26 protein-coding genes are annotated in these 19,862 nt (G+C 63.6%); 9 read left to right on the top strand and 17 right to left on the bottom strand.

Features of this window, described 5'->3' with window-relative positions; genetic code table 11:
* Positions 1-70: 70 nt before the first annotated feature.
* The 7 genes from WDJ60_RS13875 to WDJ60_RS13845 form a co-directional block, all read right to left on the bottom strand.
* The gene (locus WDJ60_RS13875) at positions 71-457 is read right to left on the bottom strand and encodes a hypothetical protein (RefSeq protein ID WP_340101163.1); all 387 of its coding nucleotides are present in this window, start codon (positions 455-457) and stop codon (positions 71-73) included.
* Between the two features lie 26 nt (positions 458-483).
* Positions 484-969 carry a Mut7-C RNAse domain-containing protein gene (locus tag WDJ60_RS13870; protein WP_340101162.1) on the bottom strand — a complete coding sequence of 162 codons (486 nt, stop codon included), beginning with the start codon at positions 967-969 and terminating at the stop codon, positions 484-486.
* 71 nt (positions 970-1,040) lie between these two features.
* Complete coding sequence (locus tag WDJ60_RS13865; RefSeq protein ID WP_340101160.1) at positions 1,041-2,825, bottom strand: helix-hairpin-helix domain-containing protein; 1,785 nt, start codon at positions 2,823-2,825, stop codon at positions 1,041-1,043.
* A gap of 15 nt (positions 2,826-2,840) precedes the next feature.
* On the bottom strand, positions 2,841-3,302 hold the full coding sequence (locus tag WDJ60_RS13860; protein ID WP_340101159.1) for a DUF5788 family protein: 462 nt from the start codon (positions 3,300-3,302) through the stop codon (positions 2,841-2,843).
* A gap of 8 nt (positions 3,303-3,310) precedes the next feature.
* Positions 3,311-3,550, bottom strand: a complete 240-nt coding sequence (locus WDJ60_RS13855) for a DUF8106 domain-containing protein (RefSeq protein WP_340101158.1) — start codon at positions 3,548-3,550, stop codon at positions 3,311-3,313.
* 123 nt (positions 3,551-3,673) lie between these two features.
* A complete protein-coding gene (locus WDJ60_RS13850; RefSeq protein WP_340101157.1) occupies positions 3,674-4,084 on the bottom strand; it encodes an archease in 411 nt (136 codons plus the stop codon).
* The gene (locus WDJ60_RS13845; RefSeq protein WP_340101156.1) at positions 4,081-4,779 is read right to left on the bottom strand and encodes a DUF502 domain-containing protein; all 699 of its coding nucleotides are present in this window, start codon (positions 4,777-4,779) and stop codon (positions 4,081-4,083) included. The genes WDJ60_RS13850 and WDJ60_RS13845 overlap by 4 nt, the downstream gene beginning before the upstream one ends.
* A gap of 115 nt (positions 4,780-4,894) precedes the next feature.
* Between WDJ60_RS13845 and WDJ60_RS13840 the strand changes: the two genes are divergently transcribed.
* From WDJ60_RS13840 to WDJ60_RS13830, 3 genes are all read left to right on the top strand, one after another.
* Entirely contained in the window at positions 4,895-5,377 is a 483-nt protein-coding gene (locus tag WDJ60_RS13840; protein ID WP_340101155.1) for a GNAT family N-acetyltransferase, read from the top strand.
* A 63-nt stretch (positions 5,378-5,440) separates the two neighbouring features.
* Positions 5,441-6,598, top strand: a complete 1,158-nt coding sequence (gene priS, locus WDJ60_RS13835) for a DNA primase small subunit PriS (protein ID WP_340101154.1) — start codon at positions 5,441-5,443, stop codon at positions 6,596-6,598.
* Complete coding sequence (locus WDJ60_RS13830; protein WP_340101153.1) at positions 6,598-7,521, top strand: hypothetical protein; 924 nt, start codon at positions 6,598-6,600, stop codon at positions 7,519-7,521. The genes priS and WDJ60_RS13830 overlap by 1 nt, the downstream gene beginning before the upstream one ends.
* Positions 7,522-7,527: 6 nt before the next feature.
* Here WDJ60_RS13830 and WDJ60_RS13825 read toward each other — a convergent pair whose 3' ends face one another.
* Positions 7,528-8,664, bottom strand: coding sequence for a S1C family serine protease (locus tag WDJ60_RS13825; RefSeq protein ID WP_340101152.1), 1,137 nt, complete (start codon positions 8,662-8,664; stop codon positions 7,528-7,530).
* Between the two features lie 77 nt (positions 8,665-8,741).
* On the opposite strand from WDJ60_RS13825, the gene WDJ60_RS13820 reads away from it, so the two are divergent.
* The 4 genes from WDJ60_RS13820 to WDJ60_RS13805 all read left to right on the top strand — a co-directional run bounded on the left by WDJ60_RS13820 (position 8,742) and on the right by WDJ60_RS13805 (position 10,795).
* Positions 8,742-8,999, top strand: a complete 258-nt coding sequence (locus tag WDJ60_RS13820) for a hypothetical protein (protein WP_340101151.1) — start codon at positions 8,742-8,744, stop codon at positions 8,997-8,999.
* A 72-nt stretch (positions 9,000-9,071) separates the two neighbouring features.
* Positions 9,072-9,791, top strand: a complete 720-nt coding sequence (locus WDJ60_RS13815; protein ID WP_340101150.1) for a metal-dependent hydrolase — start codon at positions 9,072-9,074, stop codon at positions 9,789-9,791.
* Positions 9,792-9,871: 80 nt separating this feature from the next.
* Entirely contained in the window at positions 9,872-10,267 is a 396-nt protein-coding gene (locus WDJ60_RS13810; protein WP_340101149.1) for an OsmC family protein, read from the top strand.
* 45 nt (positions 10,268-10,312) lie between these two features.
* A complete protein-coding gene (locus tag WDJ60_RS13805) occupies positions 10,313-10,795 on the top strand; it encodes a DUF5799 family protein (protein WP_340101148.1) in 483 nt (160 codons plus the stop codon).
* Here WDJ60_RS13805 and WDJ60_RS13800 read toward each other — a convergent pair.
* On the bottom strand, positions 10,792-10,941 hold the full coding sequence (locus WDJ60_RS13800; RefSeq protein ID WP_340101147.1) for a DUF7557 family protein: 150 nt from the start codon (positions 10,939-10,941) through the stop codon (positions 10,792-10,794). The genes WDJ60_RS13805 and WDJ60_RS13800 overlap by 4 nt on opposite strands.
* A gap of 58 nt (positions 10,942-10,999) precedes the next feature.
* Positions 11,000-11,980 carry an isocitrate/isopropylmalate dehydrogenase family protein gene (locus WDJ60_RS13795; RefSeq protein WP_340101145.1) on the bottom strand — a complete coding sequence of 327 codons (981 nt, stop codon included), beginning with the start codon at positions 11,978-11,980 and terminating at the stop codon, positions 11,000-11,002.
* 207 nt (positions 11,981-12,187) lie between these two features.
* Between WDJ60_RS13795 and WDJ60_RS13790 the strand changes: the two genes are divergently transcribed.
* Entirely contained in the window at positions 12,188-12,592 is a 405-nt protein-coding gene (locus WDJ60_RS13790; protein ID WP_340101144.1) for a CBS domain-containing protein, read from the top strand.
* A 2-nt stretch (positions 12,593-12,594) separates the two neighbouring features.
* Here the strand turns inward: WDJ60_RS13790 and WDJ60_RS13785 are convergent, their stop codons facing one another.
* Entirely contained in the window at positions 12,595-13,602 is a 1,008-nt protein-coding gene (locus tag WDJ60_RS13785; RefSeq protein WP_340101143.1) for a sodium:calcium antiporter, read from the bottom strand.
* A 116-nt stretch (positions 13,603-13,718) separates the two neighbouring features.
* Between WDJ60_RS13785 and WDJ60_RS13780 the strand changes: the two genes are divergently transcribed.
* A complete protein-coding gene (locus WDJ60_RS13780) occupies positions 13,719-13,919 on the top strand; it encodes a dodecin (RefSeq protein ID WP_340101142.1) in 201 nt (66 codons plus the stop codon).
* Positions 13,920-13,949: 30 nt separating this feature from the next.
* On the opposite strand, the gene leuD is transcribed toward WDJ60_RS13780, so the two are convergent.
* From leuD to ilvB, 6 genes are read right to left on the bottom strand one after another with little or no spacing between them, the layout of a single operon-like run.
* Entirely contained in the window at positions 13,950-14,567 is a 618-nt protein-coding gene (leuD, locus tag WDJ60_RS13775; protein ID WP_340101141.1) for a 3-isopropylmalate dehydratase small subunit, read from the bottom strand.
* Positions 14,564-15,985 (bottom strand): 3-isopropylmalate dehydratase large subunit, encoded by a 1,422-nt coding sequence (leuC, locus tag WDJ60_RS13770; protein ID WP_340101139.1) that lies wholly within the window; start codon positions 15,983-15,985, stop codon positions 14,564-14,566. The genes leuD and leuC overlap by 4 nt, the downstream gene beginning before the upstream one ends.
* Entirely contained in the window at positions 15,982-16,197 is a 216-nt protein-coding gene (locus WDJ60_RS13765; RefSeq protein WP_340101138.1) for a DUF7989 family protein, read from the bottom strand. Before WDJ60_RS13765 ends, leuC begins: the two co-directional genes overlap by 4 nt.
* A gap of 4 nt (positions 16,198-16,201) precedes the next feature.
* On the bottom strand, positions 16,202-17,203 hold the full coding sequence (ilvC, locus tag WDJ60_RS13760; RefSeq protein ID WP_340101137.1) for a ketol-acid reductoisomerase: 1,002 nt from the start codon (positions 17,201-17,203) through the stop codon (positions 16,202-16,204).
* Positions 17,196-17,855 (bottom strand): acetolactate synthase small subunit, encoded by a 660-nt coding sequence (gene ilvN / locus WDJ60_RS13755; protein WP_340101135.1) that lies wholly within the window; start codon positions 17,853-17,855, stop codon positions 17,196-17,198. The genes ilvC and ilvN overlap by 8 nt, the downstream gene beginning before the upstream one ends.
* A gap of 1 nt (position 17,856) precedes the next feature.
* Positions 17,857-19,635 carry a biosynthetic-type acetolactate synthase large subunit gene (gene ilvB, locus WDJ60_RS13750; RefSeq protein ID WP_340101134.1) on the bottom strand — a complete coding sequence of 593 codons (1,779 nt, stop codon included), beginning with the start codon at positions 19,633-19,635 and terminating at the stop codon, positions 17,857-17,859.
* Positions 19,636-19,862 lie beyond the last annotated feature (227 nt).

Here is a 19,862-nt window from a genome sequence, read left to right as displayed (position 1 = left end):
ACGTACGGCGACCGGGGTACAATGGCGTTCCGGAGTCGAGTCGGGACGGCTGGCGCTGTCGGTCGAGGGATCAGTATCCGTCGGCAGTGGGACTGTAATCCAGCACTTCGATGGCCCCCAGCGTGAGTGCGTCGGGCTGGAAGTTCCCCTGCGGTGGGTGATACCCCGTCTCCTCTAACGTTGCGGCGACGACGGCCTGGTTCTCCGCGCGGATACCCATCGTCTCCGATACGTCGTCGACCGCGTCGCGCTCGCAGTAGACCCCTTCCATCTCCCAGCTGTGGTCCTCGTAACAGCTCAGCGCGACCGTCACCCGGTCGCCCGACCCGAGCGTGCGCGCACACTCCCGACAGCCGATCGTTCGGCTTCCAAAGTCCTGCTTGACCGCGAGACTCTCGACGACGCGCCCGGTGAACAGCGAGACGAGGTCGCGCTCGGACAGCGAGTGGTCCGGCATCTACCGCACAGACGGGCTCCAGAAAGTTAGCTGGTCTGGTCCGCGAGGTCCGCGAGTGTCTCTGCCACGTCGTCCCAGTGGCTTCCCTGCCAGAAGTGCTGCCCGCAGTCGACACAGCGCCAGACGTCGATATCGGACGGGTCGGGCGCGTAGTCGGGTGTCGGCTCGTCGACGCCGACGCGTTCGACCCGGGCGTTACAGACGCCACAGCGGGCGGGTTCGTCGGCCAGCGAGAGTTTGATACCCGCCGCAGCAAGTTCTCGCAGTTGGTTTTCGACCTCGCGCGACTGGAGCAGGATGGCATCCGGCGCGCGGTCGGCGAGGGCGCGACTGCGAGTCAGGAGCGTCCGGTCGCTCGTCTGCAGGCGGTCGAGGATCTCATCGTCGTCCTCGATACCGTCGTCGAGGGTGTAGGCCGCGTCGTACCCACACATCCGGAGATACGTGGCGAGCTTCCCGAGCATCGTATCGAGCAGGAACCGCCGTGGCGGTTCGGTCCCGCCGTCGCTCATGGTTCACCTCGGGCTGCCAGCGACAAAAACGTACGCTGTGTGCGCGGACCGGCCCAGCTCACCCGACGCAGTCAGTCGAGAAACGCCCGAATACCGTCCACATCGCGCGCGTTCAGTACGTCCGCCGCTTCGGCCCAGCCTCGACGCGCAGTGTGGACGCCGTAGCGGACGTGGCCGTAACTCGACGTGCGGTGAGCGTCGGTGTCGATGACGATCTGTACGCCCTGTTCGACCGCCGTCTTGACCGCGCGCCCGTCGAGGTCCAGGCGTCGCGGGTCGGCGTTGATCTCCAGCGCAGTGTCGTGATCGGCGGCGACCGTCGCGAGTCGCTCGATATCCACCGTCAGTCCAGAGCGCTGGTTGAGCATGCGGCCGGTCGGGTGGCCGATAGCGTCTACACCGGGGTGTTTTGCGGCCGTAACCAGTCGCTCGGTGCCGTCGCCGTCGAGTCCGGCGTGAGGGGAGGCGACGACGAAATCCAGCGCTGCCAGTACGTCGTCGGCCACCGAAACTGAGCCGTCGGTAGCGATGTTGGCCTCGACGCCGGCGAAGACAGCGATGTCGGCGTCCTCGGCGACGGCCCGAATTTCCGGGAGTTGCTCGCGGAGTTCTTCGTCGTCGAGCCCGACGCCGCCGACCATCCCCGGGCCGGTCGCGTGGTCGGTGATCGCGACGTAGTCGTGGCCGAAGTCAGCCGCGCCCGCGACCATCTCGGCAATCGACTCGGCGCCGTCCGACCAGTCGGTGTGGACGTGGAGGTCTCCGCGAACGTCGTCTTCGGTGAGGAGGTCCGGCAGGTCTCCCTCGGCGGCGGCCGCAATCTCGCCGCGGTCCTCGCGGAGTTCGGGTGGTATCCACGGCAGGTCGAGGACCTCGTACATGCTCTCCTCGGTGTCGCCGGCGACGCGCTCGCCTGCCCGCTGGTCGGCGTCGGGGTCCTCGACGACGGAGACGCCGTCGGTGTCGACCGACGAATCGTCCGAGCGTTGCTCGGAGATGTCGAACACGCCGTACTCGTTCATTTTCAGGTCCCGCTCGATGGCCCGGTTACGGAGCCTGACGTTGTGGTCCCAACTCCCGGTGAAATACTGGAGTGCGCTCCCGAATTCCGAGGGAGCAACCACTCGGAGGTCGACGCGGACGCCACCGGCGCGGACGCTGGCTTTCCCGGTCCCGGCCTCGATGACCGAATCGGTCCCGTCCCAGTCGGCAAACGTCCCCACGACAGCTTCGGGGTCGTCGCTGGCCGCGAGGACATCCACGTCACCGACTGTCTCCTTCCAGCGGCGAATGGACCCCGCGAGTTCACACGCCGAGACCGCATCGAGGTCCCGGAGGAAGTCCCGGACCGCCTCGCCGCGCGGGATGGCCTCGCCGAGCAGCGACCGCTCGTGGGCCTCCCGGGCGAAGTCGATGCCGTCGAGGATGTTCTGTTCGGTCTTCGGACCGAACCCTTTGATTTCCTGTATCTCGCCGGCCTCGGCCGCTGCTTCGAGGTCGTCGAGCGTCTCGACGCCGAGTTCCTCGTAGAGCGTGCCGACAGTTTTCGGACCGACCCCCTCGACGCTCGTGAGCGCGGCCATGTCGACGGGCAACTCCGCGCGGAGTTCGTCGAGTTCCGCGATACTGCCCGTCTCGGCGTACTCGACGATTTTCGACGCGATGGCGTCACCGACGCGGTCGATGTTCCGAATCGCTGCTTCGCCGTCGGCGGCGAGTGCGAGAACGGACTCCGGGTAGTCCCGGACGTTCTCTGCGGCCCGGCGGTAGGCTCGCGGTTTGTACTCGACGCCGTTCGCCTCGAGCAGGTCTGCGAACTCTTCCAGTCGTGTCGCAATCTCGTCGTTGTCACTCATGGGTGGCTCCGTGCATCATCGACTGCGCCCGCGGCCGACGCCGACGCCGGAGTCGTCGTCAGTGTGGCCCAGTGCTTTCTGCAGAAACTTCATCCAGCGTTTGCGGTCGGCAGCTTCCTTAGCCTGTGCTTCGCCCTCGATGTCGACGCCGCCGAGCTGTTCGAGCGCGTTCAGCGCCCGGTCGATACCGATAATCGACTGGGCGAGTGCTTCGCCTTCCTCGAAGCTGATGTCCGCCTCCTCGTCTTCGATTCGCTGCTTGCGCTGGAGGCGCTCCCGGCGGAGGTTCTTCTTCGCGCGCTCGACGCGCTCGCGCTCGCCGGAGGGAACCGTCTCTCGGCGGCGGATTTCGAAGACGAACTCCTGGAGGTCTATCTCCTCACCCTGGACCGTGATGCGGTCCGGGATGTCGGCACCGATGGTCGCGCCCTCACGCTCGATGCGCTCCAGCAGTTGTTTGCGCTCGAACTCTCTCACACCTCACCCTACCGGCTTGCGTCACTTCGCTCCTTCGCTGCCAGCCCGTGTGGCCGTGCCGTCAGGAGTGTCCGACAGTCCGGACAGTGGATCTCGACCGTCTCCGGCCGAAGCGTTAGCACCCAGTCGCCGTCGGTCGAGTCTTCGTGCCCGCAGCGCGGACAGAACAGTGTCGACTTCTGATGAACGCGGCGGGACGGATTCTCGGGAACCGACCCAGCGCGGGGAGTGGAGTACACGTGGGTCATCACTGTAACAGAGGGTCTACACCAATAAGTGCCTGTTGGCAATATATGGAAACAAGTGGTGTTTGAGACCTCTAGACTGTAAGGTATGGTCGAATATCGTTTCCAGTCGGTAGCACGCAGGCGCTACACGTCGAACACAACGTAGGCGTGCCACCCCTTCTCAGTCTCGGAGATGTCCATCTCGGAGTATGTGACCGCCTTCAGGTCACGGGCGGTCACGTCGGCCAGTGGAACACCGCGATAGGAGCCGTCGAGGTGCCACTCGCTGCCCTCGTTTTGCACCGTCGTCTCGTTGTCCACCGGAAGCACACCCTGTACGTCCCGTTCGTAGATGAGTTCGTCGAGATAATCAAAAAGGAGCGCTTCGCGGCTCTCGGCAGTCACAGCGAGAGAGCGCCGCTGTCCTCCCGTTGGCACGTCTTCACACATTGCTTCGGCCATGCCGTCGGCGACAGCGGCGAAGACGCCACCGAGCGACGCTGCAGTCGCTTCGACGGCGATATCGGCAGTGTGGTCTTTGAGTTCGTAGCTCACGCGGAGTCACCAGGAGTATGGTCGAGTTCGTCCGGGTCGTTGATAACCACTCCGCTGGAGACGATGGTCTGGATGCCCGCCTCGACGCTCATGTCGATTTCGTGGACGCGCTTCTCCGGGAGGTGGAGGACGAACCCACCCATGAAGGGGTTCGGCCCCATCGGCGCGAACAGCGTCGTCATCTCGTCGTGGCCGGTCGCCTCCTCCATCATGGACGGATGCTCCGCGGTCACGAATCCGAGCATGTACGACTCCTCCTGTGGGAACTCGACGAGTTTGACCTCCTGGAAGCTGTCCGTGTCCTGTTCGAGGAGGAGTTCGCTTATCTCGTTGAGGTTTGAGTAGATAGAGCCGACACCGGGGATACGGGAGACTGTCGATTCGAAGCGTCGCTCGACAGTCCCGTCAGCGTGGCGGCTCTCGGCGGCCGCGCCGATGAGAACGATGAGTCCCAGAAAAACGAGAGCGGTCACCAGTTGGATCGCAGCGACCGGGGCCGTCTCGAAGCCCAGCGAGTCCTGAACGAGGATAACACCGGGAGCGAGAAACTGCGAGAGGAAATCGACGATGATCATTGTGATGTAAATCGTCAGTACGACCGGTACGACGATTGCTGCGCCGGTCAGCAACACGCGTTTGAGATACCCACCAGCGCGGTCCGTGTGTCCGGTCGGCAGCGAAGCAAGCAGTAGCATGAAATCCAATAGAGCGGTGCCCGTCATATGAGTGGATGTTTCGGACAGAACCGACACACGAGTGAGTGGCCGTGAGCGGTGGAATTATAATCGTCGCTGCCCTGCTTCCGCGGTAGTGAGCGTCAACGTCCAGCAACGTGTCGTCAGTCCGGGGAACGACGAACACGTCAGTCGTGCCTGGAAGCTCAAGGAGCGAATCCGTCGAAAAGACGGAATGTTACGCCAGCGCAAGCGTTTTTTCGAGAACGCGTACGAACGCTCGACGGTCTATCTCTACCTCGACCGATCGAACGATCGCCTCGTCGGGTTCGCCGCGGTCCGCCGTGACGGCTACATCCTGTTTCTGGCCGTCGACAGAGACTACCGCGGCATGGGCTTTGGCAAGCGACTCGTCGCCCGCGTCGCAGACGACTACGGAACTGTTACTTGCCACGCCCGCACGACGAATCAGGACGCACTCGACTTCTACGATCATCTCGGCTTCGAAATCACGCGCCGCATCGACAGCTACTACGAGGACGGCGGCGACGCCTACTACCTCAAGCTCGGCGACGAGGAGGGCATCCGCGAGAAGCTGGCCAGTTTGCTCGGCCGATAGCCCACACGGATCCGTCGCCGCGGACACAAACCCTTTTGCCACGCTCGGGCAAACGGAGCACCGATGGAAGAGCAGACGCTGCGGTACCTCCGGGGGCGCTTTGGCGACCACTACCGCCGGAGCGAGATAACGCCGCCACCTGACGCCAACGAACGCGAGTGGGGCTACGTCCCCTGGACCGACGGACCGGGCGAGACGTACGTTCGCCACAAGTCGCTGCTCGACCTGGGCGAGATATCGGACTTTTTGAGCCGCGAGCGACCCCGGCACGTCTACTTCTCGGCCGGCCGCTACGAGAATCCCAGCGCCTCGACGATGTCGGGCAAGAATTGGCGCTCGTCGGACCTCATCTTCGATCTGGACGCCGACCACCTCCCGGCCGCCGAACCCGACGATACCTACGCCGAGATGCTGGCAAAGTGCAAGGACGCCCTGTTTCGACTGCTCGATTTTCTCGAAGACGACTTCGGCTTCGAGGAGTTGACCGTCGTCTTCTCGGGCGGCCGGGGCTACCACGTCCACGTCCGCGACGAGGGAATCCAGGGGCTCGAACGCGACGCCCGCCGGGAAATCGTCGACTACGTCCGCGGCATCGGACTGGACCCCGACAGCCTCATCCGCACGGAGATGCGCCGCAACGTCACCGCCCGCGTCCTCCCGACCGACGGCGGATGGGGCCGGCGCGTCCACCGTCGACTGCTGGAGTTCGTCGACGAACTCGAAACCCTCGAGGAGGACGCTGCCCTCGATCGTCTGCAGGAACTGGACGGTATCGGCGAGGGCCGGGCAAAGACGATATACGGTGCCGTCGAGCAGAACCGTGAGGCGATCGAGAACGGGAACATGGAGGCCGGCGGTGTCGGCATTCGAACCCTTGTCGACTCGCTGGTCGCCGACGTCGTCGAGACACAGAACGCGCCAATCGACGAACCGGTGACGACCGACACCAACCGCCTCATCCGACTTCCAGGGAGCCTCCACGGTGGCAGCGGGCTGGCAGTCCAGCGGCTCGACCGCGACGCAATCGCGGACTTCGACCCGCTGGTCGACGCCGTCCCGGAGACGTTCCGCAGCCACGAGATAACGGTCGAAGTGACAGAGGGCGGGCGGGTCGAACTGGATGGCGATAGCTTTACACTGGAGGAGCGAGAGGTTACTGTTCCAGAGTCTCTCGGCGTGTTCCTGATGTGTCGGGGCCGCGCCGAGAAGGGGCAGGAATAATGGATCTAGACGAACTGCAATCCGTGCGCGACCGCGAGCGCCAGACCGACAAGCTCCAGCAGTTGCGCCCGACCTTCTACGCGGACGCCGGCACGTTCATCCAGCAGTTGCGCGAGCAGCGTTCGCGTGCGGCCGAGCGAGCCGACGACCCCTTCGACGCCCCCGAAGTGAGTCGGCTCTCCGACGAAATCGACACGGCCGAACAGACCGTCGAGGCAATCTACGAGAAGCGCGTCGGCAAAATCGTCAAGGCAGCCTCCTTTGCCGCCGCGGACCTCCCCGCAGAGTCCGACGGGATGACCGAGGAGGAGACGAAGCTGTTCGAGACGCTCGTCGACGACATCAAGACGAATCGTCAGCACGTCCTCGACGTCCTCGCCGGCGAGAACACTGACGACGCTGCCCGAGAAGCCGACGACACCACTGGCGAGTCAGAACCGACAGCACCCACAGAAGAACGCTCTCCGCCCGCAGAGACAGATACAGGCCCTGTCGACTCGCCGGAACCGCCGTCGCCCGCCGAGTCAGCGCTCGCAGACGGCCCGCCGACCGGTGTGGCCGACAGCGGTGGCGACCAATCCGGAGCCGACAACGTGAGCGCGGCAGACGCGATGGGCGGGTCGTCCACAGAGACGGCGACGGGGAGTGACGGCAGTGGGACGACCGACCGCGACCCACCGGCTCCGACGCCGGGTCCTGATACCGGTGCGTCGGAAGCGGAGTCGGAACTCAGAGAGGACGGCGGAACGATGACAGAATCCCAGACAGGTGTCGAACGAGAGACGGTCCGCATCACGGCAGACGTCGGCGACATCTTCGGCGTCGACGAGCGCGAGTACGACCTCGCAGAAGACGACGTGGTGACGCTCCCGGAAGCGAACGCGACGCCGCTGGTCGAACGTGACGCGGCCGAGCGGCTCTGAACAGTTTTACCGCGGCGATGGCCGCGAGCCAAGGGTCAATTCGACGGTCTCGCGGCGGCCATCGCGGAGTACTTCCACGTCGATGGTGTCGCCGGGTCGGACTTCGAGAGCGAGATACGTCGAGAGCGCCTGCTGGGTCGGGATGTCGACGCCGCCCATCCGGTAGACGACATCGCCGCCCGTCCCGACGCGGCGGTTTTCGACGTCGATCGTTTCCGAGCCGGTCGAGCCCTGTAACACGCCCTCGGCGGGGCCGCCGTCGACGACGTTGTCGATGTACACGCCCCAGTTGACAGAGAGGTCGTTCGCCTCGATGACCGGCGGCGTCACGGGGGCGATGTTGACGCCGAGATACGAGTGGTCGTAGGAGCCATCGCGGACGAGTGCGGGGACGACGCGGTCGACCATCGCCGCCGAGATGGCGAAACCGATGTTGTCGCCGCCGCCGGCGTTGACGACGCCGACGAGTTCGCCGTCGAGGTTGACGAGCGGCCCGCCGCTGTTACCGGGGTTGACCGCGGCATCGGTCTGGACGGCATCGGGGATCGAAAAGCCATTCGCCGCCGGGAGCGTGCGGTCCTGTCCGCTGACGATCCCGGCCGAGAGCGAGCCCGAGAGCCCGAAGGGATTACCGATAGCGACCACTTCGGTCCCGACTGGCGGTTCGCTGGCCACAAGCGGTATCCGGTCGATGTCGTCGGGCCTGTCTGGCGCTTCGACGACCGCGAGGTCGCTGTACACGTCCGTCGCGAGCGTATTGGCGTCCTGCCAGCCGACGCCGTCAAACCAGACGGCGACGGATCGCGAGTCACCGACGACGTGTTCGTTCGTCACGAGAAAGTCCTGGTCGTAGAGCCACGCCGTGCCGCTGCCGGTGCCGCTGGCTGTCTCGACACGAACCGCTGCGACCGAGTCCGAGATCTCCTGATAGACGCTTCCATAGGCCGATTGTGCGGCCGGCGTGTCACCATCACTGCCCCGCTCGGGCGCAGTGTAGGTTTCGTAGCGTGTGGGGCCGTCATCGGAGGGCGTCTCCGTTCCGGTTTCAGCGGGGGCATCGACCGAACAGCCAGCAAGCCCAGCAGCGAGACCAGTCCCAACCGCTCCGAGCAATTTGCGGCGAGACCACTGGTCAGAACCCATGGTCAAACACTGGGACGGAAGCCAGATAAATCACAGGGCAAGTTACTACTCCCGGGCCGCTGTAGGGACCGCCATCCATGGCAGACACGACAGATACGACAGAGGTTCCACCGCCGGACTTTCTCGGTCCGGCCGTCCGGTGTGCACTGGAGATGTTGCTCGTCGCTTCCCTCATTCTCTTTGTCGGGTTGCCGACGACCAACGCCTTCTTTCTCGGACTGATTATCGTCCTCGCCGTCGTCGCGATGGTCACCGTGCTGTTCTGGTCGCTGAACCAGCAGATGGAAGCCTGGATTGCGCGGGCGCGCCGAACCGGCGCGCGGTCGGGCGAGTGAGGCCGGTCGTGTCGGTCAGAACGTTCCTGTTCGATTAGCATTAAGAGGGTCCCGGGCGAACTGTCGGACGCTATGGAACTCACCTGGCACGGCCACGCGACGTGGCACGTCGAAGTCGGAGAGAGCAGCCTTCTCATCGATCCGTTCTTCGGCAATCCGAAGACGGATGCGGACCCGGCTGATTTCGAACCTGACTTCGTCCTCGTCACACACGGCCACGACGACCACGTTGGCAACGTCGGTGACTTCACTGACGCGACGCTCGTCGGCAATCCCGAAGTGACGGGACACCTCGCCGAAGAACACGGCTTCGAGGACGACAACGTCGTGGGAATGAACCTCGGTGGGACCGTCGAACTCGGTGACGCTTACGTCACGATGCACCGTGCGGACCACACGAACGGACTCGGTGACGGGTTCACGACACCCAGTGCAGGGATGCCTGCAGGGTACGTCATCTCGGATACGAAGCCGACGCAAGTCAGCGACGAAGAGTCGACCACGTTCTACCACGCCGGTGATACCGGTCTGATGACCGAGATGAAAGATGTCATCGGTCCGTATCTGGAACCTGATGCGGCCGCACTCCCCGCAGGTGACCACTTCACCATGGGACCGATGCAGGCTGCTATCGCCGCCGACTGGCTCAATGTCGACTACGCATTCCCGATGCACTACGACACCTTCCCGCCAATCGAAATCGACACTGACGACTTCGAGCGGGAGATTCGTGCGACTGCCACTGGTGCCGAAGCAGTCATCCTCGACGGCGACGAAAGCTTCGAGCTGTAGGCCGAGCGAATTTTTATTTCTGAGGCAACATCCTCCGAACATACGTACTATTTTGAGTCATGCGACCGTACGGACTGTCGATGGCAGATATCGAAGTCACCAGCACGTCCGAAGAAGGATACACAACGACGAGCGTCACCGGCGAGTGGGAACTGGTCGTCGACGCCACCGGCGAGGACGGCCCGACGCCGAATCAGGTACTGGCGGCCGACTACGCCTCCTGTTTCATTCCCGCGTTCCGCGTCGGCGCGAACAAGGAAGGATTCGACGACATCGGCCGCGTCGAAGTCGCCGTCGAGGCGGATATGAACGACGAGGACGACCTCTCCGCGATTTCGTTCGACATTCACGTCGAGGAGTCTCTCGGCGACTCCGTCGACGACGTGGTCGCACGTGGTGAGGACATCTGTCACGTTCACGCCGCGCTCCGCGAGGAACTGCACGCCGACATCACCGTTATCGACGACGCCTTCTAGGGTCGTCGGGAAACGCTCTTATCAGCCGGTCAGTAAGTGAGTGACATGACCAACGAGTGGACCGACCAGCTCGCGGGGGCACGGATGCAGGTCGACCAGCGATTCCAGGAGACGCTGGAGGCCTCCTCGTTTACCAGCCAGGAGTGGGGACTCGTGATGACCGCCATCGACTGGGACATCGAGAACCCCGAACAGCCCGATGACGCCGAGCTGGTGGCAGACACCAGCAAGCTCTCGGAGATTATCCCGGAACTGGAGAACATTCAGCAGCAGATGGGCGGCGCACAGCGCCCGGTCGATGAGGGCCCGGATACCGACGGCTTCCTCGGGCGAATCAAGCGGTACATCCACGACCTGCAATCGGGCAGTTCCGGCGAGTCGTCGACGAAACGCCTCAACGACGCCGAAGAACTGGTAAACGGCTACACGCTCGAACTGCAGAATTATCTGGAAGAACGCGACCGGTGGGAGGAACTCTGTGAACTTGCTGCCGCCGAACAGGGTCAGTCGACTCCCGAAGAGAACTAGTACTCGTCGCCGGCGTGGAACAGGGTCAACTCCTCGGCCTGGTAGATGTTGATGAGTTCGTTGATGAGTTCTTCGTAACTCTCGTCGTCGACACGGAGGCTGTCGAGTCGCTCGAGCGTCTCCTCGTCGACGTCGATTGATGGCATACAAAGTCCGACGCCAGGCACGAACTTAAGCGATGTGGGCCGATCATCGGATCGATCGTTACAGACGCTCGACGACAGCGTCGGTGACAGCGTCGGTACCGGCGTCACCGCCGAGATCGGGGGTGAGTGGACCCGATTCGAGAACGTCCTCGACGGCCGCGCGCACGCGGTCGCCCTCTTCGCCGTAGCCAAGGTGGTCGAGCATCATCGCCGCCGAGAGAATCATCGCCGACGGGTTGGCGACGCCCTGACCCGCGATGTCCGGTGCGGAGCCGTGGACCGGTTCGAACAGCGCGTTGTCCGGGCCGATGTTCGCACTCGGAAGCAGACCCAGGCCGCCGACGAGACCGGCCGCGAGGTCCGAGAGCATGTCGCCTGCGAGGTTCGGACAGATGACGACGCCGTACTCTTCCGGACGCTGGATGAGGTGCATCGCCAGTGCGTCCATCAACGCGGTGTCGTAGTCGGCACCGCGTTCGTCGCCGACGGACTCGGCCACGTCGAGGAAGAGCCCATCCGTCGTCCGCATGACGTTCGCCTTGTGGGCAATCGTCACGTCGTCGTAGCCGTTCTGTTTCGCGTATGTGAACCCGTACTCGGCGATATCGCGGGAGGCCTCCTCGGTGATGACGCGCGTACACGTCGTGACGCCGTCTGTGATTTCGGACTCGATGCCGGCGTAGACGCCCTCGGTGTTCTCGCGGATGAAGACGAGGTCGGTCTGGGGCTGGACGGCGTCGAGGCTGGGGTACGCCCGGGCCGGGCGGACGTTGGCGAAGGAACCGACGACTGACCGCAGCGGGAGAATGACGTCGGCAGCAGTCTCGCCGGCCGCGCCAAAGAGCGTGGCGTCGGCGTCGGCCGCAATCTCGCGCGTCTCGTCGGGGAGTGCCTCGCCACGCTCTTCGAGGACGGCGTCGCCGGCCTCGCCGTAGACGAAGTCGAAATCGACCGGAACCTGTTCGAGAACGTCGATAGCCGCCGGCGTCACTTCCTGCCCGATACCGTCACCGGGGATGACCGCAATCTCGTGAGTCATGCTCGCAGGTGTGCGGGCGCGGGAAATGGGGGTTTCGGTCTGGACGGACTGTACCTGGGTATTGGGCAGTGAACTGCCAATCCGGAACTTTTCGAGTCAGAGAGTGAAGATATAGTCGATATCGCCTCCGGAAGCAAGTCAGAATTCGACAGTCGTCCGTCAGTCTGTACCGACAAACATTAGCGGCCTACCCGCGAGGATACGGATATGGACGATATCTTCGTCGCTCGGCTGATGTCATCGGGCGTTATCAGCGTTACACCGGACACGCTCGTCGAGGAAGCGGCAGACACGCTCCTCGACGAGCAGATCGGGTCGCTCGTCGTTGTCGACGGTAACAATCAGCTGAAGGGAATACTCACGAGTACGGACTTCGTCCGTATTGTCCGCGACAGTAAACCCAAAGCGCAGACCACCGTCGAGCGGTACATGACCGACCAGGTCGTCACGGTCGAAGCGCAGGACTCCATCCGCGACGCTGCGGACAAGATGATTACCTACAACATCCACCACCTGCCGGTCGTCGACGACGAGGAAGGGGTCATCGGAATGCTCTCGACGACGGACCTCACGGCGTATATTTCGGACGTCGTACAGCCCTCTCCGGCGTAGACTCAGATTCCCCGCACCGTTTCGATAACACCGATACTCTCCAGTGTCATCCAGGCCAGAAACAGACCGTAGAGAACGAGGAGTGTCACCGCTTCGGGGTTGCTTAATTCGAGATGGGTGCGAGTAAAGACGATGAACACCAGCGTCGCCAGGGCGAGAAACCCCATGAGCGGGACGGCGGTCAGGAAGTTAATTTCGGCCGAGCCGGCGATGATGACGCCGACCGGGAGCGCGACGAGGAGGTTGAACGTGTTGCTCCCGAGGACGTTCGTGAGGCTGGTGATGTCATCGTTCTTCTTTGCGGCGCTCACACTGACGAACGCATCCGGCAGGCTCGTCCCCGCTGCGATAACCGTCAGTCCCCACAGCACGCTCGGAGTGTCAAAGGCGGCTCCGAACCCGAGCGCTGCCCGAACGATTCCTTCGACACCGACAGCGATGAGGACGAGTGAGACGAGGACGAGCGCCCACTCACGCCGAGGTACGACGCCCGTCGACAGCGGGGCGGTGTAGTCCCGGGTATCCTGATACTGCAGGAAGACGTAGACGCCGTAGGTCGCGAGCGGCAAGAGCGCGAGCGCCGGCGTCAGCACTGCCGCCTCGTTCGTGCCGCCCGGGACGTACGTCGCGCCGAGCGCAAACACGATAAACAGCACGAGGACGCTGATGATGTAGAACTGTGCATCCTTGTGGACGACGTCACGCGTCGCTTCGAGCGACTCGCTCGAGAGTGCGGAGACGGCGGGGATGACGAGCAGGTTGAAGATAGCACTGCCGACGATAGCCCCCACGCCCAGCGAGAACTCGCCGTGGACGAGCGTGCTGATGACGACGGAACTCAGTTCCGGGAAACTCGACCCGATAGCGATGACGACGGCCCCGTGAACCGCGACCGGGAGGCCGTAGTGACGACTCAGTCGGGCCGCTGCATTCTCCAGCAGTTCGCTTCCCTTCCAGATGACGGCCGTCGAGACGACTGCGAGCAGCGCCAGGACTGGCAGTGAAGCCATTCGTGCAGACATCCGCACCGACCTACAATAGCGTACTGAACTTCGGTCGGGCACGCAACGCTCCCTCGTTGGTCACACGTAGCTTTACGGCGACCGGGTACTTACAGGGGGACGAGATGGTCTTCAAAAAAGTCACGCTCATGGGAACGAGCGGCGAGAACTTCGAGGAAGCCGTCGACGACGCCATCCAGCGGGCAGAGATGACCATCGACAATGTCCTGTGGGTGGAAGTCGTCGAGCAGAGCGTCCAGGTCGGGGGCCTCAACGCCCGGGAGTACCAGGTCGAGGCCGAAATCGCGTTCGAACTGGAGGAGTAACGTCGAAGACGAGCGACGCAGAATCGTTCCTCAGGCTTCTTCGACGTAGGGCAGCTCTGCGGCCGTCTTCGCTATCTCGTTTGCGTTCGACTTCATCAGCGCCGTCGTGTCCCAGATACCGTCGACGAGCGCCTTGCGTTGGCCCTCGTTGACTTCGACGCCGACTTCCTGGCCGCCGTAGGCAATCGTCTCGCTGGCGATGTCGATGTCGATTTCGCCGTCGGGGTTGTCGTCGACCCACTGCTGGAGGTCGTTGATGGTCTCGTGGTCGGCGGTGACCGTCGGGATGCCCAGCGCCAGGCAGTTGCCCGCGAAAATCTCTGCGAAGCTCTCGCCGATGATGGCGTCGATGCCCCAGCGCATGAGCGCCTGCGGGGCGTGCTCGCGTGAGGAGCCACAGCCGAAGTTCGAGTTGACCACCATGATGTTCGCGTCCTGAAAGCGCTCTTCGTTCATCGGGTGGTCTTTCTGGTTATCGTCGTCGTCAAAGCGCAGGTCGAAGAAGGCGAACTCGCCCAGTCCGTCGAAAGTGACCACCTTCATAAAGCGCGCCGGAATTATCTGGTCGGTGTCGATGTCGTTCCCGCGGATGGGAATACCAGTACCGGTGACTTCGGTGACCTCGGGAATATCTTCAGTACCAGTCATACGCTAACCACCTCCTCAAGTTCGCGCACGTCTGTCACTTCCCCTTCGACGGCCGCAGCGGCGACCATCTGGGGGTTCATCAGCACGGTGCGACCGTCCTTGCTCCCCTGTCGACCGACGAAGTTCCGGTTCGACGAGGAGGCACAGGCTTCGTCGCCCTCCAGCTGGTCCTCGTTCATGCCCAGACACATCGAACAGCCGGCGTTGCGCCAGTCGAAGCCGGCTTCCTCGAAGATGTCCTTCAGCCCTTCCTCCTCGGCGGCCTTCTGGACGCGCTGGCTGCCGGGGACGACCATCGCGCGCACATCGTCGTGGACTTCGCGTCCCTCGACAATCTGTGCGCCGCGGCGCAGGTCCGGCAGGCGTGCGTTCGTACACGAGCCGAGGAAGGCTACGTCAATCTGGTAGCCTTCCATCGTGTCGCCGGGTTCAACGCGCATGTGTTCCTGTGCGCGCCGGGCGGTGTCTACCTTGTCTTCGGGCAGCGATTCGGGTTCCGGAATCGGGTCGGTGATGCCGACGCCCTGCCCCGGGGTGGTCCCCCAGGTGACGACCGGTTCCAGCGAACTCCCGTCGATGGTGACCACGTCGTCGTACTCGGCGTCGTCGTCGCTCCGGATGGACTCCCAGTAGGGTTTGAGGCGTTCGAACTCGCCGGGATTCTCCTGGAAGTGGTCGGTCTCTTCGAGCCACTCGTAGGTGGTTTCGTCGGGGTTGACGTAGCCTGCACGAGCGCCGCCCTCGATGGACATGTTACAGATGCTCATCCGGCCTTCCATCCCCAGGTCCTCGATGGCTTCGCCGGCGTACTCGTAGACGTAGCCGACGCCGCCCTCGGTGCCCAGCCGACGGATGATTTCGAGGATGATGTCCTTGGCCTCGACGCCCTCCTGGAGTTCGCCGTCGATCTGAATCTTCCGGACCTTCTGCTTGTCCATCGCGATGGTCTGAGTGGCCAGCACGTCCCGAATCTGGGAGGTGCCGATACCGAACGCCAGCGCACCGAACGCGCCGTGCGTCGAAGTGTGGCTGTCACCACAGACGATGGTCTTGCCGGGCTGGGTCAGCCCCTGCTCCGGGCCGACGACGTGGACGATACCCTGGTCCCCGCTGGTGGGGTCAAGGAACTCGATGTCCGCGTCGCGGACGTTCTCTTCGAGTTCGGCCATCATCTCCTCGGCAGCGTCGTCGCTGTAGGGGCGGGACTGGTCTGCCGTCGGGACGATGTGGTCGACCGTCGCCAGCGTCAGGTCCGGGCGTGCAACATCGATGTCTCGCTCGCGGAGCATCCCGAAGGCCTGCGGGCTGGTCACCTCGTGGATGAGGTGTAGCCCGACGAACAACTGGTCTTGCCCGTTTGGCAGCGTCGTTACTTTATGTCTATCCCATACCTTGTCGTACAGCGTATTCTGACTCATACAGTCTCGTCTCGTCCTTCTGTGCCCCGCTCGAAGGCGCGGTTTGCGCCCTCTGAGGGCGGTTCGTGGCTTACGTCTTCCATTCGTTCGGTCCCTGTCTCGTCGTCACCGGGGTGCCCACCGTCCGCCGCAACGACCGCACCGCGGTTGTGCAGTTCGCCGAAGGCTTCGTTCGTGTGTGGATGCGTGTGGTCCACGTCTTTCATCGTCATCGTGTCACTCCTGTTCGCCCCATTCGAACAGGTCGCGCAGGCGCTCGCCGACCTCCTCGATCTGGTGGTCCTGCTCCGCCTGGCGGTACTGTTTGTAGGCCGGGCGGTTGGCCTGGTTCTCATTTATCCATTCACGTGCGAACTCGCCGTTCTGGACACCTTCGAGAATCTCTTCCATTCCCTCGCGGTTGATAACTTCCTCGCCGCGGGTGAGACCGCCGTATTCGGCGGTGTCCGAAACCGAGTTCCACATCTCCATGTGGCCACCTTCGTACATCAGGTCGACAATCAGCTTCAGTTCGTTCAGACACTCGAAGTAGGCCATCTCCGGCGAGTAGCCCGCATCCACGAGCGTCTCGAAGCCTGCCTTGACCATCTCCGTGACGCCGCCACAGAGGACGGCCTGTTCGCCGAAGAGGTCGGTCTCGGTCTCCTCCTGGAACGAGGTCTCGATGACACCAGCACGCGTACAGCCGATTGCCTGCGCGTATGCCAGTCCTTCGGCGTGTGCCTCACCGGTTGCGTCCTGGTAGATCGCCAGCAGACCCGGCGTCCCCTCGCCGCGCTCGTAGGTCCGGCGCACGAGGTGGCCGGGTGACTTGGGTGCGACCATCGCCACGTCCACGTCCTCGGGTGGTTCAATCTGCCCGTAGTGGATGTTGAACCCGTGCGCGAACTGGAGCGTGTCGCCGGCGTCCAGTTCGTGTCTGATGTTCTCCCAGACGTGTGGCTGGACGGTGTCGGGAATGAGCATGTTCACGATGTCTGCTTCAGAAGCGGCCTGAGCGGGCTCCTCCACGCGCAGGCCCTCGGCTTCGGCGGCCTCTCGCGACGAAGAGCCCGGCCGGAGACCGACGACCACGTCGACCCCGCTGTCCGCGAGGTTGAGCGCGTGGGCGTGACCCTGACTCCCGTAGCCCAGGATGGCGACCGTCTTGTCTTCGATGTTCGATGCGTCTGCGTCCTCGTCGTAGTACACGTCTGTGTTGAAATCGTCGTCAGTCATCTGAAACCTCCTGTGTCGCAACTTGCGCGTCTGTCGGTGCCTTGTTCGGCTGTTTGACCTCCGCCGTCGGTGCCTCGCCGCGGGCCAGCGCCGCGTAGCCGGTCCGGACGAGTTCGCGGATGCCGAACTGCTCGAAGGCGTCGACTGCGTCGTCTATCTTCTGTTCGTTCCCGGTGATTTCGACCGTGATGGTCCGGGGACCAGCGTCGAGCGTATCGCCGTCGTACATCTCGGTGATCGCGTTGACCTTGTCCGGTTCGGTCCCGTTGACTTTCAGGATGACCAGTTCGCGCTGGACGGCGTCGGTGTCCAGTTCGCGCACCGAGACGACGGGGATGAGCTTCTCCAGTTGCTTTTTTGCCTGGTCGATGCCCGGGCGCGGCTCCTCGATGACGATGGTCATCCGGGAGAGTTCGTCGTCGATCGTGCGCCCGACGGTCAGCGAGTCGATGTTGAACTGCCGACGGCTGAACAGACCGGCTGCCTCAGCAAGCACGCCGGGCTCGTTTTTCACGAGCGCCGACAGCACCGTTCGCTCGGGCGGGTGCTCTGCCTCTGCCTCGGGGTCGATACGGATTCCCTGCTCGTTGCGTCGTCCGCGGGGGAGTATCCGCTCGTCGGGATGCGGTCCGGGGAGTTCGCCTTGTGTCATCTTAGAGGTCCTCCAGGTGCTGCTCGTTCAGTGCGAAGCGGGCGTTGTCGCCGCCGCTCGGAACCATCGGGTAGACGTTCTCGCTCGGGTCGATGATGGCGTCGATGACCGACGGGCCGTCGTACTCGCGGGCCTCCTGAATCACGTCTTCGACGTTGTCGGTCTCTTCGAGGCGCAGTCCCTGCGCGCCGAAGGCTTCCGCGAGCTTGTCGAACTGCGGAATCCAGGGGTACTCCGAAGCCATCCGGCGACCCTCGTAGAAGCCGTCCTGCCACTGGCGGACCATCCCGACCGCCTCGTTGTTCAGGACGACGATGGTGATGTTCAGGTTCTCCCGGACTGCAACCGAGAGTTCCTGTGCAGTCATCAGGAACGAGCCGTCACCGTCGAAGGCGACGACTTCCTTGTCAGGGGCTGCGATTTTCGCGCCGATTGCCGCGGGCACGGCGTAGCCCATCGTCCCGAGACCGTGACTGGTCACCCACGTCCGCGGGTGCTTCCAGGTCCAGTACTGCCAGGCCCACATCTGGTGCTGGCCGACGCCGGCGGCGACGATGGTGTCGTCGGGCGTCACCTCGTCGTACTTCTCGACGACGTACTGAGGCTTCAGCGGTTCGTCCTCCGGCATATCGTAGTCCAGTGGGTACTCGTCTTTCCACTGGTCACACTGGTCGCGCCACGCCTGACAGTCCGGCGCGTCCTCGAGTTCGTCGTCGAGCTGGCGGATGACCTGCTTTGCGTCGCCCACGAGCGGGTAGTCCGCGTGAACGTTCTTCGAGATCTCCGCGGGGTCGATGTCGACGTGGATGACGTCAGCGTCGGGCGCGAACGTGTCGATACCGCCGGTCAGGCGGTCGTCGAAGCGCGTCCCGATGCCGAGCAACACGTCACAGTTCGAGATGGCGAGATTGCCGTAACCCGTGCCGTGCATGCCGGCGATTTCCAGACTCAGCGGGTCGTCGTCGGGGAACGCGCCCGTGCCGGGCATCGTCTGGACGACTGGAATTTCGTACTCGCGGGCGAACTGGCGGAGTTCGTCGCTCGCGTTGCCCTTGATAACGCCACCGCCGGCGAGGATGAGCGGCCTGTCGGCGTCGGCGAGCGTCTTCGCCGCTTCCTCGACGATGACCTCGTCGGCCTCCTCCGGTGGGTTGTACGTATCCGGCGTCTTCGGCTCGCTTGGCTGGCTGTCCGTTTCGGTCTGGGTCACGTCTTTCGGCAGGTCGACCAGCGTCGGCCCCTGCCGCCCTTCGTTGGCCAGCGCCCACGCCTCGCCGACGTCGGCCCCGACCTCGTGGGGACTCTCTGCGAAGATGTTCTGTTTCGTGATCGGCTGGGTGACGCCGATAGTGTCGGTCTCCTGGAAGGCGTCGTTGCCGACGAAGTTCGTCGGGACCTGCCCGGTCAGCGCGATCAGCGGGTCCGAGTCCATGTTGGCGTCGGCGATACCGGTCACGAGGTTCGTCGCGCCCGGCCCTGAGGTGGCCATACAGACGCCCGGGTCGCCGGTCACGATGCCGTATGCGTCGGCGGCGTGAGCCGCGCCCTGCTCGTGGGCCATCGTGACGTGGGTCATCTCCTCGTGTTCGTACAGCGCGTCGTAGACGGGCATGATTGCCCCGCCCTGCACACCGAAGAGATACTCGACGCCAGCGTTCTCCAGTGATGCCGCGACGGCGTCTGCCCCCGTCTGTATCTCTGCGTCGTCTGGTTCTGCCTCGGCCTCGGCGGCCTCGGCGTCCGGTTCGTCTTCTTTCGGGACAGATGCTCGTTCGCTCATCGTCCCTCCTGTGATTGTGTCATGTGTGTCTCCATACTGTCTGGCTGTGAAAGCGATACTCGACCGACGTGAAACTGTGTGTGAGGGGCTATACCGCCCCTACAATAAGGAAAGAGCCGTCGCTGCCGTCGAGACGGACCTGCGGTCTGTCGCACGCGGACGGTCGCATCAGTACGAGTATCTGTCCGGCCCGAGTAATAAGGCTTCTGTGACGCGCGTGTCCTCCC

Source organism: Salinibaculum salinum (assembly GCF_037645885.1).
Classification (GTDB): domain Archaea; phylum Halobacteriota; class Halobacteria; order Halobacteriales; family Haloarculaceae; genus Salinibaculum; species Salinibaculum salinum.
This window is presented reverse-complemented; position numbering and strand designations above follow the sequence as displayed.

Coding starts and splice junctions, on each gene's coding strand:
- WDJ60_RS13875 (WP_340101163.1), bottom strand. CDS start 457: ATGCCGGACCACTCGCTGTCCGAGCGCGACCTCGTCTCGCTGTTCACC.
- WDJ60_RS13870 (WP_340101162.1), bottom strand. CDS start 969: ATGAGCGACGGCGGGACCGAACCGCCACGGCGGTTCCTGCTCGATACG.
- WDJ60_RS13865 (WP_340101160.1), bottom strand. CDS start 2,825: ATGAGTGACAACGACGAGATTGCGACACGACTGGAAGAGTTCGCAGAC.
- WDJ60_RS13855 (WP_340101158.1), bottom strand. CDS start 3,550: ATGACCCACGTGTACTCCACTCCCCGCGCTGGGTCGGTTCCCGAGAAT.
- WDJ60_RS13845 (WP_340101156.1), bottom strand. CDS start 4,779: ATGCTACTGCTTGCTTCGCTGCCGACCGGACACACGGACCGCGCTGGT.
- priS (WP_340101154.1), top strand. CDS start 5,441: ATGGAAGAGCAGACGCTGCGGTACCTCCGGGGGCGCTTTGGCGACCAC.
- WDJ60_RS13830 (WP_340101153.1), top strand. CDS start 6,598: ATGGATCTAGACGAACTGCAATCCGTGCGCGACCGCGAGCGCCAGACC.
- WDJ60_RS13825 (WP_340101152.1), bottom strand. CDS start 8,664: ATGGGTTCTGACCAGTGGTCTCGCCGCAAATTGCTCGGAGCGGTTGGG.
- WDJ60_RS13820 (WP_340101151.1), top strand. CDS start 8,742: ATGGCAGACACGACAGATACGACAGAGGTTCCACCGCCGGACTTTCTC.
- WDJ60_RS13815 (WP_340101150.1), top strand. CDS start 9,072: ATGGAACTCACCTGGCACGGCCACGCGACGTGGCACGTCGAAGTCGGA.
- WDJ60_RS13810 (WP_340101149.1), top strand. CDS start 9,872: ATGGCAGATATCGAAGTCACCAGCACGTCCGAAGAAGGATACACAACG.
- WDJ60_RS13805 (WP_340101148.1), top strand. CDS start 10,313: ATGACCAACGAGTGGACCGACCAGCTCGCGGGGGCACGGATGCAGGTC.
- WDJ60_RS13800 (WP_340101147.1), bottom strand. CDS start 10,941: ATGCCATCAATCGACGTCGACGAGGAGACGCTCGAGCGACTCGACAGC.
- WDJ60_RS13795 (WP_340101145.1), bottom strand. CDS start 11,980: ATGACTCACGAGATTGCGGTCATCCCCGGTGACGGTATCGGGCAGGAA.
- WDJ60_RS13790 (WP_340101144.1), top strand. CDS start 12,188: ATGGACGATATCTTCGTCGCTCGGCTGATGTCATCGGGCGTTATCAGC.
- WDJ60_RS13785 (WP_340101143.1), bottom strand. CDS start 13,602: ATGGCTTCACTGCCAGTCCTGGCGCTGCTCGCAGTCGTCTCGACGGCC.
- WDJ60_RS13780 (WP_340101142.1), top strand. CDS start 13,719: ATGGTCTTCAAAAAAGTCACGCTCATGGGAACGAGCGGCGAGAACTTC.
- leuD (WP_340101141.1), bottom strand. CDS start 14,567: ATGACTGGTACTGAAGATATTCCCGAGGTCACCGAAGTCACCGGTACT.
- leuC (WP_340101139.1), bottom strand. CDS start 15,985: ATGAGTCAGAATACGCTGTACGACAAGGTATGGGATAGACATAAAGTA.
- WDJ60_RS13765 (WP_340101138.1), bottom strand. CDS start 16,197: ATGACGATGAAAGACGTGGACCACACGCATCCACACACGAACGAAGCC.
- ilvC (WP_340101137.1), bottom strand. CDS start 17,203: ATGACTGACGACGATTTCAACACAGACGTGTACTACGACGAGGACGCA.
- ilvN (WP_340101135.1), bottom strand. CDS start 17,855: ATGACACAAGGCGAACTCCCCGGACCGCATCCCGACGAGCGGATACTC.
- ilvB (WP_340101134.1), bottom strand. CDS start 19,635: ATGAGCGAACGAGCATCTGTCCCGAAAGAAGACGAACCGGACGCCGAG.